A 13608-nucleotide genomic window follows, 5' to 3' on the forward strand; every position below is an offset into this window, starting at 1 on the left:
CCAGCTATCCTCCGGATAATATTGCTAATTCGTGAACCAGTCCGCGAATATAGCGATTATTTGCGCAAGGTATAATTGCATGATATTGAATATAGAAATTGCTAATTAATCTTATTGTTAATTCATATTATTGTTAATTCATATTATTATTGATTCATATTATTGTTGATTCGCCCAGGTTTAAAATGGGAAAGGTTAAGACCATGGTCAATACAGAGCTAATATTAGTGCTGGTGATCGCGCTGGCAATAGCAGAAATTGAGCCATCAATAGCAAGCTGATTAAAAGTAAAATCAACCTAATTAGCGATGAATAACGGTTGGATGTATATTGACAAGCGAGTGGATGCCTTAGTGTACTACCGATTGAATAAGTAAGTTACGGCTTCACAATGGCTCAATAGTCAGTGTTTTTGGTATATAGGTAAGACAATATTACAGCTAACAGCCCATAAAAAAAGCTGGCAAAGCCAGCTTTCTGTTACTTACACTCAAGTGAACTAGGCTTTAGATTAGTCACTTAAAATGCGTAAAGTAATGTCATGTTTGTTTCAGTATCAGTGCTTTCTTTGTCATCAAGCGGTTCACTGTTATAACGCACAATAACGGCAAATTTCATCGCTAGAGCACCTACGATATTGGCAGTTAATGAAGTTTCAGAACGCGCATCTAATTTACTACCCCAATCGGCAATAAATTTCTGTTGGAACTTAGATGAATCACTGATCTTGGTTTGGAAATCAATCACCGCGTGAGCAACAACGCTGTCGTCGCTATCATAACCTTCTGCCAGTGCTGATTCTTCATCAAGTTGTTGGTAAATATAACCAGGACCCGCCTCCGCTTTTAAAGACATTCTGTCGGTATCAATAAAACGGTAACCATAACCAGCTGACGTCGTTGAAGTGAAATCATAACCAGTGAATGGATCAACTTCATAGTTAGTGTTAGCAAACAAATAGCTCAAATCATTAATTTGATAGTCACCTTGCACACCAAGAAAATAACGCTTTGCAGTCACTTCTTCGGTATCTTCTTTGTATAATCCTTCAAACACATACTCGTTTTCCCAGTCACCTAATTCTTGTTTCAACGCTAGGCGCGCTTTAAACGAAGAAGTATCGGTATTACCTGTGGTTAAAGTCGCACCTAATTCTGCTTCACCAGCAAGAGTGGCATCACCTTCAACAAACTCACTTCCAGCATGTGCTGCAAATGGCATGGTTAGTGTAATAGCTGCAGTAAGTAGCAGTTTTTTCATGTCATTTCGTCCTTTATTTACGATTTACAAAATCTAATGGGGGGTCATGCGCTTAAAATTCCCACGCATACTAACACTTTGATCGCAGAATTGAAAAATAGTCACCCCCTTAAGCGTTAAGCAACAAGGCTCTTAGCCTGCCAACGGCCACTGCGCCAACGCCACAACATCGCCAACCCTCTAACCCACTCATCAAGCGCTAAGGCTGCCCAAATACCCAATAAACCATACTCTAAATGGATCCCGAGATAATAAGCACCTGGTACCGCGATACACCACATTGAAAATAAGCCCATAAAAAACGGAAACTTGGCATCACCGCTAGCTCTTAACGCATTAATGACCACTAAATTAAAAGTTCTACCGGGCTCCATAACTAACGTGAGTACAAATAATTGCCCGACAAGGACAATAATGTCCTGTTCATCAGTAAACAGACCGACAAGGTTAGGTCCCCATATTGCAACGAATAAAGCCACAACACTGGTAACAATCAAACCCAATTTTAATGCGCGATACATTTGATGCTCTGCAGCTTTTAATTGCTTAGCACCCACCATATGACCAATAATAATTTCGTTACCTATGCCTATCGATAGCCCGAACAATAAGATAAACATACAAATTTGAAAATATAATGACTGCGCCGCTAAGGCTTTATCACCCATTAAGCCAACAAATGAAGTAACGACCATAAATTGCAGCATCCACGAGACGTTTTCGCCGGCGGCAGGTAAACCAATGTGAAACACTTTTTTTAGCATGACTTTATCTGGACGCAAAATACTCGGAATGTGTAATGGTATTTTGGTATAGCGTACAAACAACACCATCATAATGCTCACACCCACTAGTCGCCCAACAACAGTACTAATCGCAACCCCTGCTACACCCATTTGTGGCAAACCAAACCAACCATAGAGCAATAATAAGTTGCCGATAAAGGTGATCACATTCATCGATAATGTTACCCACATAGCTTGCTGGGTAAAACCATGAGCCCGCATTCCGGCCGCTAAGCACATGGCCATCGCTTCGGGAATTAAACACAAACCGACAATTTGTAAATACAATTTACCATCGGCCATAAGCTCCGCAGGTAAGTTCATTAGATTCAACATCATGGTTGAGCCGGTTAAAATACCTACCGCTGCGACCAAACCAACTAAAAAATTGAATCCGATAGATGAATACACTACGGCACTGGCTGCAGCTTTATTATTAGCCCCTAAATACTGAGTAATGACAACACTAGCGCCAATACTGACGAAACTAAATAACGTAATGGCCAGTTCAAACACCATATTACCAACCGACAGCGCCGCCACACCTTGATACGACACATGGCTTATCATAAAAGTATTAATTGCTGCCGTTAAAAAGTGCAAAGCAAAGTCGACGAACAATGGCCAGGTCAGTGAAAATAAGGATAAAGGTGCATTCGGCTTAACAAGCATATAATGAGTTCAACTATTAAAGATGGCTAACGGAATAAGGTTATATCAATAAATGATGACGTTTTTGCGTCAATTTTTAAGGCGAGGATGATGCTAGATAGCGTTTAAAAAAACAACGTTTTTCGTTATTAATTTACAAAAAAATCAGCTCATTCAAAAAATGAGCTGATTTGCTGTTTTAACGTAAAAAAGGTTTACATGATTTTAGGATCAAGTTCACCAGATTGATAAGCTTTATACATTGCCTGTAGTGACTTAGGCTTAATTTTAGAGGCCATACCCGCACAACCAAATGCTTCATAACGAGTCGTACAAATGTCAGCCATCGCTTCCATTGATGCTTTTAAGAATTTACGAGGATCAAATTCTGCAGGATGTTCAGCTAAGAATTTACGCACTGCACCCGTTGATGCCAAACGTAAATCGGTATCAATGTTCACTTTACGCACACCGTGCTTAATACCTTCAACGATTTCTTCTAATGGTACGCCGTAAGTTTCTGGAATTTCACCACCATACTGGTTGATGATTTTCAGCCACTCTTGCGGTACAGAAGATGAACCGTGCATCACTAAATGCGTGTTAGGGATACGCGCATGAATTTCTTTAATACGGTCGATACGTAATACATCACCAGTAGGTTTACGACTAAACTTATAAGCTCCATGGCTGGTACCAATCGCAATAGCTAATGCATCAACATGAGTATCGGCAACAAAACGCGCTGCTTCTTCTGGAGTTGTTAGCATTTGGTCCATGCTGAGAATACCCGCAGCACCCACACCATCTTCTTCGCCTGCTTGGCCAGTTTCTAAACTGCCTAAACAACCGATTTCACCTTCAACTGACACACCACATGCATGAGCAAAAGCCACAGTACGACGAGTCACATCCACGTTATACTCGTATGACGCGGGTGTTTTACCATCGGCCATCAACGAGCCATCCATCATTACTGATGACATGCCTAACTGGATTGAGCGCTGACAAATGTCAGGATCAGTACCGTGATCTTGATGAATACATACCGGAATATCTGGATACTGCTCAAGCGCAGCAGCCATAAGATATTTTAAAAACTGTGGGCGAGCATATTTACGTGCACCAGCAGATGCTTGCACAATAACAGGGCTGTCAGTTGCTTCAGCCGCTTGCATAATTGCACGCATTTGTTCAAGGTTGTTCACGTTAAATGCAGGGACGCCATAACCATGCTCTGCAGCATGATCAAGCAGTTGTCGTAGAGAGATAAGAGCCATTTTGTTCTCCATTAATAGGGTGATTACTCACCTAGGTCGCTATCGTTTGGACGGATTTTAAACTCTGGCACAACCTACATCCTGTAGGTTATGACAGAGCATTTTTTTATAATAATTATTATTAGGTTTTACGGTACAAATACTTGATATGTGATCTAAGCGCCACGCTTTTCAAGCATTGCTACAGCGGGTAATTCTTTACCTTCTAAAAACTCAAGGAAAGCACCACCGCCGGTTGAAATATAAGACACTTTGTCAGCAATGTTATACTTATCGACTGCCGCTAGCGTGTCACCACCGCCAGCAATAGAAAACGCTTTAGAATTAGCAATGGCTTGGGCAATACGCTTAGTACCTTCGCCGAATTGATCAAACTCAAACACGCCAACAGGACCATTCCAGACGATCGTCCCTGCTTGTTCAATAATTTTAGCCAGTGCTTCTGCGCTATCAGGGCCGATATCAAAAATCATATCGCTGTCGGTCACGTCTGCTACTGACTTTAATGTTGCAGTTGCAGTTGGGCTAAATTCGCTTGCTACAACAACATCTGTTGGTACAGGGATATCACCACCACGGCTTCTAGCATTTGCCACAAGACGCTTTGCTTCTTCCACTAAATCAGCTTCATACAATGATTTACCGACGTTATAACCCGCAGCTGCGATAAAGGTATTGGCAATACCGCCACCCACAACAAGCTGGTCAACCTTAGTTGATAGGCTTTCAAGCACAGTTAATTTAGTCGACACTTTAGAACCACCTACTATCGCCACCATTGGACGAGCTGGGTTATCAAGCGCTTTGCCTAATGCATCTAATTCTTGCGACAATAATGGGCCAGCACAAGCAATAGGAGCATAAACACCTACACCATGAGTAGATGCTTGGGCACGATGAGCCGTACCAAATGCGTCCATTACATACACATCACATAATGCTGCCATTTTTTTAGACAGAGCTTCATCGTTTTTACCTTCGCCAATATTAAAGCGAACGTTTTCAAATACCACAACTTCGCCAACATTCACGTCAACGCCATCAAGATAATCACTCACTAAGCGCACTGGGCAGTCTAACGCTTTAGCTAAATAATCGACTACCGGCTGCATTGAATATTCAGCGTTAAACTCGCCTTCTGTTGGGCGGCCTAAATGAGACATCACCATTACGGCAGCGCCTTTTTTCAATGCGAGTTGAATGGTAGGTAATGATGCGCGTAAACGTGCATCACTTGTTACAACACCGTCGCTGACAGGTACGTTTAAATCTTCACGAATAAGCACACGCTTATTTTGTAGATCTAAATCTGTCATGTTAATAATTGCCATAATTAGCAGTTCCTTTTTAAGTTAATACAAAGTCTTGCTGCGCAACCGGCTTAACCCATTGCGACATAATCTGTTGATATTATCGATCTAACTTTGCTTGAATCATCGCTAAGCTAGTATCCAGCATGCGGTTGGCAAAACCCCATTCGTTGTCGCACCATAATAATAATTTGACCAAGTGGCCAGCACTGACACGCGTTTGGGTTCCGTCTACAATACTTGAACGTGGATCGTGGTTAAAATCACACGATACCAGAGGCTCGTCAGTATAGCCTAAAATACCATTAAAACTGCCGTTTGACGCAAGTTGTAACACACGGTTAATTTGCTCAATATTGACTTTTTTCTCTAGCGTGACAGACAAGTCGATCGCGGTCACATTTATGGTTGGCACCCTAACAGAAATCGCTTCAAACTTATCTTTCATGTGCGGCAAAATACGCTCAATACCTCGCGCTAATTTTGTGTCTACCGGAATAATAGATTGACCAGCAGCACGAGTTCGACGTAAATCATCATGATAAGCATCGATCACTTGTTGATCGTTCATCGCCGAGTGAATCGTGGTAATGGCGCCACTCTTGACTTCAAAATGCTTATCCAATACATCGATAACCGGAACAATACAATTGGTAGTGCAAGATGCGTTAGAAATAACGGTATGCTCTGCGCGCAACAAATCATGATTAACACCATATACAATGGTCTCATCAACATCTGCAGAAGAAGGATGGCTTATCAGCACTTGCTTAGCACCTGCATGAATATGTGCTTCGCAAGCTTGACGATCAATTAAGCTGCCGGTGGCTTCATAAACGATATCGATATCAAGTTCAGCCCAAGGCAATAAATTAGCATCGGGTTGATTGAGTAACAAAATGCTGTCATCACCAATAAGCAACTGATCACCATTTAGCTTAACGGTATGCTTGAAACGACCATGAGTCGTGTCATATTGAGTTAAATGACATATGGCTTCTGGCTTTGCCAACTCATTGATCGCCACAATTTGGATTTGTTGACGTTTTCCAGATTCGTACAATGCACGAAGTATTGAGCGGCCAATCCGGCCATAACCATTAATTGCAACTCGAATCATTTAGGGTCCAGAGTAATTATCCGAAGCACTTATTATTCAACAAATTATGATAAAAACATCTATTAATAAGTGACTTAGCATATATTATTTCACGTGAATTAAAGAGATAAAAAAACGGCCTGCAATAGTATTGCAGGCCGTTATTATACAGATTAAACACCTAATAGATAAGTGTTTAATCTCAGATGATTATCCTAAAGATTGGACAGTTTTTACTACATTATCAACAGTGAAGCCGAAATGTTTAAGTAAATCACCACCAGGAGCAGACTCACCAAAGGTGGTCATACCCACTACAGCACCATCAAAACCAATATATTTGTACCAGAAGTCAGTATGTGCCGCTTCAACCGCAACACGTTTAGTGACACCTTTTGGTAGTACAGATTCTTTGTAAGCAGCATCTTGCTTATCAAACTCAGTCGTAGAAGGCATAGAAACTACTCGCACTTTTTGACCTAGTTTGGTGAGCTCTGCGGCAGAATCCATCGCCAACTGCACTTCTGAACCTGTGGCAATCAAAATCACATCAGCAGTGCCTTGGCAATCAGACAGTACATAACCACCTTTAGCTACGTTAGCTAATTGCTCAGCAGTACGCGCTTGTGCCTTAAGACCCTGACGGCTAAAGATTAATGAAGTTGGTGCATCACGACGTTCAATCGCCGCCTTCCAAGATACTGCCGTTTCCGCAGCATCACATGGACGCCAAACAGCCATATTAGGCGTTAAACGTAAGTTAGCTAATTGCTCAACCGGTTGGTGAGTTGGGCCATCTTCGCCTTGACCGATTGAATCATGGGTATAAACGAAAATGTTTTGAATGCCCATTAATGCTGACATACGTACCGCGTTACGTGCGTACTCCATGAACATCATGAAAGTTGCGCCATAGTTAATAAAACCGCCATGTAACGACGCGCCGTTCATAATACCGCTCATACCGAATTCACGTACACCGTAATAGATGTAGTTACCGGCAGGATCGTCTTGAATACCTTTTGAACCAGACCAAAGCGTTAAATTAGAACCGGCTAAGTCAGCGCTACCGCCAAGTAATTCAGGCAACATAGCACCAAAGAAACCAATTGAATTTTGAGACGCTTTACGACTCGCAATACCTTCGGCTTTATCTTGGCTTTCTTGGATAAAGGCTTGTGCTTTTGCTTCAAAATCTGCAGGTAAGTCACCTTTTAATACGCGACGTTCATATTCTGCAGCCAGTTCAGGGAACGCAACTTGGTAAGCAGCAAACTTGTCATTCCATAATGACTCGTTAGCAACACCTTTATGTTTAGCATCCCAACCAGCATACACATCAGATGGGATTTCAAAAGGAGCGTGTGGCCAGTTTAAGAACTCACGAGCTGCTGCAATTTCAGCATCACCTAATGGTGCACCATGACAATCATGGCTACCCGACTTGTTAGGCGAACCAAAACCAATAATGGTTTTACAGCAAATCATCGATGGCTTATCTGTTACAGATTTAGCTTGTTCAATCGCGGCGCGGATAGCATCAGGATTATGACCATCTACATCGGCAATAACGTGCCAGCCATAGGCTTCAAAACGCTTAGGAGTGTCATCAGTGAACCAGCCTTCAACATGACCATCGATAGAAATACCGTTGTCATCCCAAAATGCGACTAACTTTCCAAGGCCTAATGTTCCGGCTAATGAACTGACTTCGTGAGAAATACCTTCCATTAAACAGCCATCACCTAAGAAACAGTAGGTGAAGTGATCGACGATATCGTGACCTGGACGGTTAAACTGAGCCGCCAAGGTTTTTTCTGCAATAGCCATACCAACAGCATTACTCAAACCAGCGCCTAAAGGACCGGTTGTAGTTTCAACACCAGGGGTATAACCATATTCAGGATGACCAGGCGTTTTTGAATGCAGCTGACGGAATTGCTTTAGCTCTTCAATAGGCAATTCATAGCCAGTTAAATGCAATAAAGAGTATATAAGCATAGAGCCATGACCGTTTGACAGAACAAAACGATCGCGATCGACCCAGTTAGGATTAGTTGGATTGTGCTTTAGAAAATCATTCCATAGCACTTCGGCGATATCTGCCATCCCCATTGGGGCACCTGGATGACCAGAGTTAGCTTTTTGAACCGCATCCATACTTAGGGCGCGAATAGCGTTAGCGAGTACTTTACGAGATGACATGCTCTCTCCTGCTTGTTTGTAAGGTCTAACGGGCAATTGTGAAGCCATATTTTCCCCTACAAGGCGATGTGACGCAAATTAAAATTTTTCGGGTTTCTTTTTAACCGTTAAATAAACGGTGATTTCATACAATGCCAATAAATAAACATCGTAAATACAGCACCAAATGGTCAGGATGACCATAACATGAGATAAATACAGAGTAATTATTTATTGCCACTTATAAATAAAAAGTATCGTGATTGGCAGAGCTATGGCTCTGATTAGGCAATATAATCTCTAATCTATCAAAAACATTGTCTATTTTTATGATAAATACACCGCGCAAGTCGATGAGCATTTAAATAAAGCAATATGAATCAAACACTTGATTTCTCACCAGTATAAACATATCTATGATTAACAAAAAAAATTATGCTCCATTGCACAATTCTCCAGTTAAATTCGTACAAAGGGGTGTTATCAAATTAGATTTCGACTAAAATAGACGTCTAGACGTATATTCAAATGCAACCAACGAGATTCTCCTATTATGGCAAAGCACTTGTTTACCTCTGAGTCTGTCTCAGAAGGTCATCCAGATAAAATCGCCGATCAGATTTCTGATGCGGTATTAGACGCAATACTTGAGCAAGATCCAAAGGCTCGTGTTGCGTGCGAAACGTATGTCAAAACCGGTATGGTATTAGTGGGCGGTGAAGTCACCACTTCTGCTTGGGTAGACATTGAAGAAATTACCCGTAAAACCGTACGCGAAATCGGTTACACCAATTCAGATATGGGTTTTGATGCTGATTCATGTGCGGTACTTAATGCCATAGGCAAACAGTCACCAGATATCAATCAAGGTGTTGATCGTTCAGACCCTGCAGAGCAAGGTGCTGGTGATCAGGGTTTAATGTTTGGTTATGCCAGCAATGAAACTGATGTATTAATGCCTGCACCGATTACTTACGCGCACAAATTAGTTAAGCGTCAGTCTGAAGTACGCAAAGACGGCACACTGCCTTGGTTACGCCCAGATGCTAAAAGCCAGGTAACGTTTGCTTATGATGATGGCAAAATCATCGGTATTGATGCGATTGTATTATCTACTCAACATCGTGAAGACGTGAGTCAAGCTGATTTAATTGAAGCGGTAATGGAAACTATCATCAAGCCGGTATTACCTGCTCAATGGTTAAACAAAGACACTAAATACTTTATCAACCCTACTGGTCGCTTTGTGATTGGTGGCCCTGTTGGTGATTGTGGTTTAACAGGTCGTAAAATTATTGTAGATACCTACGGCGGTATGGCTCGTCACGGTGGTGGTGCTTTCTCTGGTAAAGACCCATCAAAAGTAGACCGTAGCGCGGCTTATGCTGCACGTTATGTAGCTAAAAATATCGTTGCAGCTGGTCTAGCTGACCGTTGTGAGCTACAAGTGTCATATGCTATTGGTGTTGCAGAGCCAACGTCTATTAGTATTGAAACATTCGGTACTGGTAAAGTATCAGAAGAAGTATTGATTAAATTAATACGTCAACACTTCGAATTACGTCCATACGGCTTAACAGCAATGCTAGATTTGGCACGCCCAATCTATCAGCAAACTGCTGCTTATGGCCACTTTGGCCGAGATATCTTCCCTTGGGAAGCGACTGATAAAGCTGAAGCACTTCGTGCAGATGCAGGTTTATAATCAGCCAGCATAATTATCGTCTTAAGCTAGTGTCTGTATTAAGCAAACACGATAAAAAATAAAACCGCCAACTGGCGGTTTTATTTTATCTATCATTGGCAATACAATGATTTGATCTCAACATTTAATCTCAACATTTAATCTCAACAATGGCTCAGATTATGTATCAACCCACTTGGCTAAACACAAAGATAACAGCAAACCACCAGCCATCAACGGCAACTAACCCCTGTGCGATAAACAGCCCTGTTACTAACATTCCAGCCATTAACTTGCCAGCCATTAAACAGTGGTCTGCAATCAAGTTATTCTATCGTCAACATATGCCGTATGCTCGATTAGCTCAGAAAGAGTCTGTGGCTGTCATTCATCATCTAAGCCCACCAGCTACTGATGAAGTTGATATAAGCCAGCAAAAAATAATCGCTGCGGTAAGAGTTAAACCTATTGGCCAATATCAATTAATCAATGGATTATTGGTTCACCCTGACTACCGTGGACAACAGCTTTCAACTCAGTTATTGAAATTTATCGCGCCCAAATTAACCGCTAAAAATTGCTTCTTGTTTGCTCATCCGTGGTTAATTGGCTTATATCAACAGCAGCACTTTATCGTTATAGATCAAAATGTCGTGATAGGTCAAAATGATTTATCAGCGATACCAGCAGACATCACTCAGTTGTATCGTCGCTATCACAGTGAACAACGACCACTAGTGTTGATGCAGCTCAATGATCCCGATAAATAATCTAGATTAATAATCTAACTCAATAAGATCAATGAGCCAAACTCAGACAAAATCTAGATCGTATTAAAGCCTCTCAAGGCTATTGCACACCAATAAATTTAGCCCAAATAGACTTAAGCGTAATCAAACTAAGTCAGCATAAGTACAAGGTGATCGAACTCGTTAACAATGATCGAAATGTGAACTTTCAATACACATAAACGACACTTGTTGCATTGTCATTACGGGCACTACTTTGACACTGATAGACGCTAAGTTAATCCGCTCGACATCGGTAAATAGCGTAATCGCTGCTTGATAATTATTGGTTACGCCACAAAATAGCCACATGTCTTGCCAGCGCACAAAATACCCCGATTGCTGCAATTGCGGATCATCTGGATTTTGTAAATCGGCTTCAACACACTCATACAACTCTGTCGCATCAGTCAACACCGCGGCTATTAGCTTCATATTGTCAAATGCAGATAATCTTAAATCCAAATAGGGTGAAAAGAGTGCTTCAAAGTTAGTACTCATAATATTCCTCATAAATAACCACTTTATCAACACCCCTTAGTATAACGATCACGTAATATTAGCTGTGGCCAGTAAACAATAATCACGTTGTTCAAAACGAAATTGATCAATCTCTGTCATTGCGGCTTTTTGTTGATGTGCTGCCAACGAACGCGCATTGTCAGCGGCAACATACGTCACCATAAATGGAAAGGTATCTGCCACTTGTTTTTTTAATTCGGTAACCAGCGCCGAAAAAACTCCCTGGCCGCGTTTTGATTCTTGTATCCAAACGGGTCCATATTGGCACGTGTTAGTCGTCGATAAAGCTTGTCCATTTAAATCGGCAAACTTAAGTTTTTGAATAATATGTCGGTACAATGGTTGCGAGGAAAAAAATGACCATTTTGCCGCCATCACATATCCAATGATCACCCCTTGCTCTTCAGCTACGATAAACCAATGTTGATTTATCAACTGGCTCACCTCTGCTTTAGTAAATGAATGAGCATGAAGTTGGCTATTTGAACCTACCAACTCATCATCAACATGGGCTCGTTCTAACTGCACAATAGCAGCAACATCGGTTAATAACGCCTTACGGATAATAAATGACAATGATTATTCCTTTGACCCTGAATTGGGAGATTGTTTCTTAGCCCATTCTATCACTAGCGCAACGGGCAGCGGAGACATAATTAGTGTTCCCACGCCAATGAGTGAAGCAATGACCAACATCCCACTGACTTGTTGACCGATATCACTTTGCCAATATAAGCCGACACCCACCAACAACATGATTAAACCGACGAAATGTAACACTTTAACTAATTTGATCATTTGCGACTCTTTAATACGTTAAATAATGTTCATTAATCCAAAACATTACAATTATTTACGCTCTTATTCACACTCAAGTAGTAGAATAACGGCAATTTTTTGGTATATGGAAATCTCTTAACATGATAAAGCATATTCTCGGCGCCACTGTTATATTTTTAGGCCTTAGTGCTTGTCAAAGCCACACTCAAATTGTCTCAAATGAACAATTAATTGGTACTTGGCATGTAGAAGTCGTCCTCGACACTCCTACCATTAATAATAGCCCAGCAAATTTAGTTTTTGCTCCAAACGGTGAACTGACAGGTAATAATAGCTGTAATCAATTTTTTGGTCGTTACGCCCAACAAGGTCACTTGCTACAACTTGCACCATCAGGTTCGACTATGAAAGCCTGTATCGATAGTTTAATCACCCAAGAAGCTGAACTGATGCAAGCGATTTCATTGGTAGAACAAGTTGATTTCTCTAAAGGAAAACTCAATCTATTGTCTATAAATGGTGATACGCTATTGGTACTGACAAAACAATCGTTACCCTTATCCTAAAGCCTATGGTTTAAATGAGTCGCCGGATTAGTTATTAGTGTCAGTTTAAAGTTCCATTAGAAAATGAATTTTTATTCAATAAATCTGATTCTTTCTTGACTTAATAAGTCAATCTATTCAAAATGTGCTAGATTTTTGAATAACAACTATAAGATGAATTATCACTATGCCAGCGACAAGAAATCAGGATGAGCTCGTACGCACTTTTAAAGCGATTCTCAAAGAAGAACGTTTTGGAAGCCAAAGCGAGATTGTTAATGCGCTTCAAGCCGAAGGATTCGGTAATATTAATCAATCTAAAGTATCACGTATGCTCAGCAAATTTGGTGCTGTACGCACTCGCAACGCTAAGCAAGAGATGGTGTATTGCCTCCCTGCCGAGCTAGGCGTACCTACTGCTGGTAGCCCAGTTAAAAATTTGGTATTGGATGTCGATCATAACCAAGCCATGATCGTGGTAAGAACTAGCCCTGGTGCTGCGCAATTAATCGCCCGTTTGCTCGATTCAATAGGCAAACCAGAAGGGATATTAGGTACTATTGCCGGTGATGATACTATTTTCATCTGTCCAGCAAGTATTAAAACCATTGATGAGACATTAGAAACGGTTAGATCTTTATTCAACTATAGTGAATAAAAAACCATTTCAATAAAAAAGCAATGCCATGGCATTGCTTTTTTATTACCTAAAACTGGCGT

At 41.1% G+C, this 13608-nt stretch carries 13 protein-coding genes; 4 read left to right on the forward strand and 9 right to left on the reverse strand.

Annotated elements, in window-relative coordinates:
• Positions 1–519: 519 nt before the first annotated feature.
• From AAEY98_RS11035 to tkt, 6 genes are all read right to left on the reverse strand, one after another.
• Positions 520–1260, reverse strand: coding sequence for a DUF481 domain-containing protein (locus tag AAEY98_RS11035; RefSeq protein WP_101085330.1), 741 nt, complete (start codon positions 1258–1260; stop codon positions 520–522).
• Between the two features lie 116 nt (positions 1261–1376).
• The gene (locus tag AAEY98_RS11040; RefSeq protein ID WP_162023822.1) at positions 1377–2717 is read right to left on the reverse strand and encodes an MATE family efflux transporter; all 1341 of its coding nucleotides are present in this window, start codon (positions 2715–2717) and stop codon (positions 1377–1379) included.
• Positions 2718–2911: 194 nt separating this feature from the next.
• Entirely contained in the window at positions 2912–3976 is a 1065-nt protein-coding gene (gene fba, locus AAEY98_RS11045; protein ID WP_101085328.1) for a class II fructose-bisphosphate aldolase, read from the reverse strand.
• 155 nt (positions 3977–4131) lie between these two features.
• On the reverse strand, positions 4132–5307 hold the full coding sequence (locus tag AAEY98_RS11050; protein ID WP_101085327.1) for a phosphoglycerate kinase: 1176 nt from the start codon (positions 5305–5307) through the stop codon (positions 4132–4134).
• A 79-nt stretch (positions 5308–5386) separates the two neighbouring features.
• Positions 5387–6406, reverse strand: a complete 1020-nt coding sequence (epd, locus tag AAEY98_RS11055) for an erythrose-4-phosphate dehydrogenase (protein ID WP_101085326.1) — start codon at positions 6404–6406, stop codon at positions 5387–5389.
• 189 nt (positions 6407–6595) lie between these two features.
• Complete coding sequence (gene tkt / locus AAEY98_RS11060) at positions 6596–8590, reverse strand: transketolase (protein WP_101085325.1); 1995 nt, start codon at positions 8588–8590, stop codon at positions 6596–6598.
• A gap of 532 nt (positions 8591–9122) precedes the next feature.
• On the opposite strand from tkt, the gene metK reads away from it, so the two are divergent.
• Complete coding sequence (gene metK, locus AAEY98_RS11065) at positions 9123–10274, forward strand: methionine adenosyltransferase (RefSeq protein ID WP_162023823.1); 1152 nt, start codon at positions 9123–9125, stop codon at positions 10272–10274.
• Positions 10275–10435: 161 nt separating this feature from the next.
• A complete protein-coding gene (locus AAEY98_RS11070; protein WP_162023824.1) occupies positions 10436–11023 on the forward strand; it encodes a GNAT family N-acetyltransferase in 588 nt (195 codons plus the stop codon).
• Positions 11024–11185: 162 nt separating this feature from the next.
• Here AAEY98_RS11070 and AAEY98_RS11075 read toward each other — a convergent pair whose 3' ends face one another.
• The 3 genes from AAEY98_RS11075 to AAEY98_RS11085 are packed head-to-tail and all read right to left on the reverse strand — an operon-like array spanning position 11186 to position 12361.
• Positions 11186–11542, reverse strand: a complete 357-nt coding sequence (locus tag AAEY98_RS11075) for a hypothetical protein (RefSeq protein ID WP_123777952.1) — start codon at positions 11540–11542, stop codon at positions 11186–11188.
• 48 nt (positions 11543–11590) lie between these two features.
• Positions 11591–12139 (reverse strand): GNAT family N-acetyltransferase, encoded by a 549-nt coding sequence (locus AAEY98_RS11080; RefSeq protein ID WP_101085321.1) that lies wholly within the window; start codon positions 12137–12139, stop codon positions 11591–11593.
• Between the two features lie 3 nt (positions 12140–12142).
• A complete protein-coding gene (locus AAEY98_RS11085; RefSeq protein WP_101085320.1) occupies positions 12143–12361 on the reverse strand; it encodes a hypothetical protein in 219 nt (72 codons plus the stop codon).
• Positions 12362–12483: 122 nt separating this feature from the next.
• On the opposite strand from AAEY98_RS11085, the gene AAEY98_RS11090 reads away from it, so the two are divergent.
• Entirely contained in the window at positions 12484–12909 is a 426-nt protein-coding gene (locus tag AAEY98_RS11090) for an META domain-containing protein (protein ID WP_101085319.1), read from the forward strand.
• Between the two features lie 166 nt (positions 12910–13075).
• Positions 13076–13546: a transcriptional regulator ArgR gene (gene argR / locus AAEY98_RS11095; protein ID WP_011636127.1), complete on the forward strand. Its 471-nt coding sequence runs from the start codon at positions 13076–13078 to the stop codon at positions 13544–13546.
• Positions 13547–13608 lie beyond the last annotated feature (62 nt).

It is taken from the genome of Shewanella sp. AC91-MNA-CIBAN-0169, assembly GCF_040310165.1.
Classification (GTDB): domain Bacteria; phylum Pseudomonadota; class Gammaproteobacteria; order Enterobacterales; family Shewanellaceae; genus Shewanella.

Bases quoted from the DNA above. Each gene is read 5' to 3' on its own strand.
- AAEY98_RS11035 (WP_101085330.1), bottom strand. From the start codon at position 1,260: ATGAAAAAACTGCTACTTACTGCAGCTATTACACTAACCATGCCATTT.
- AAEY98_RS11040 (WP_162023822.1), bottom strand. From the start codon at position 2,717: ATGCTTGTTAAGCCGAATGCACCTTTATCCTTATTTTCACTGACCTGG.
- fba (WP_101085328.1), bottom strand. From the start codon at position 3,976: ATGGCTCTTATCTCTCTACGACAACTGCTTGATCATGCTGCAGAGCAT.
- AAEY98_RS11050 (WP_101085327.1), bottom strand. From the start codon at position 5,307: ATGGCAATTATTAACATGACAGATTTAGATCTACAAAATAAGCGTGTG.
- epd (WP_101085326.1), bottom strand. From the start codon at position 6,406: ATGATTCGAGTTGCAATTAATGGTTATGGCCGGATTGGCCGCTCAATA.
- tkt (WP_101085325.1), bottom strand. From the start codon at position 8,590: ATGTCATCTCGTAAAGTACTCGCTAACGCTATTCGCGCCCTAAGTATG.
- metK (WP_162023823.1), top strand. From the start codon at position 9,123: ATGGCAAAGCACTTGTTTACCTCTGAGTCTGTCTCAGAAGGTCATCCA.
- AAEY98_RS11070 (WP_162023824.1), top strand. From the start codon at position 10,436: ATGTATCAACCCACTTGGCTAAACACAAAGATAACAGCAAACCACCAG.
- AAEY98_RS11075 (WP_123777952.1), bottom strand. From the start codon at position 11,542: ATGAGTACTAACTTTGAAGCACTCTTTTCACCCTATTTGGATTTAAGA.
- AAEY98_RS11085 (WP_101085320.1), bottom strand. From the start codon at position 12,361: ATGATCAAATTAGTTAAAGTGTTACATTTCGTCGGTTTAATCATGTTG.
- AAEY98_RS11090 (WP_101085319.1), top strand. From the start codon at position 12,484: ATGATAAAGCATATTCTCGGCGCCACTGTTATATTTTTAGGCCTTAGT.
- argR (WP_011636127.1), top strand. From the start codon at position 13,076: ATGCCAGCGACAAGAAATCAGGATGAGCTCGTACGCACTTTTAAAGCG.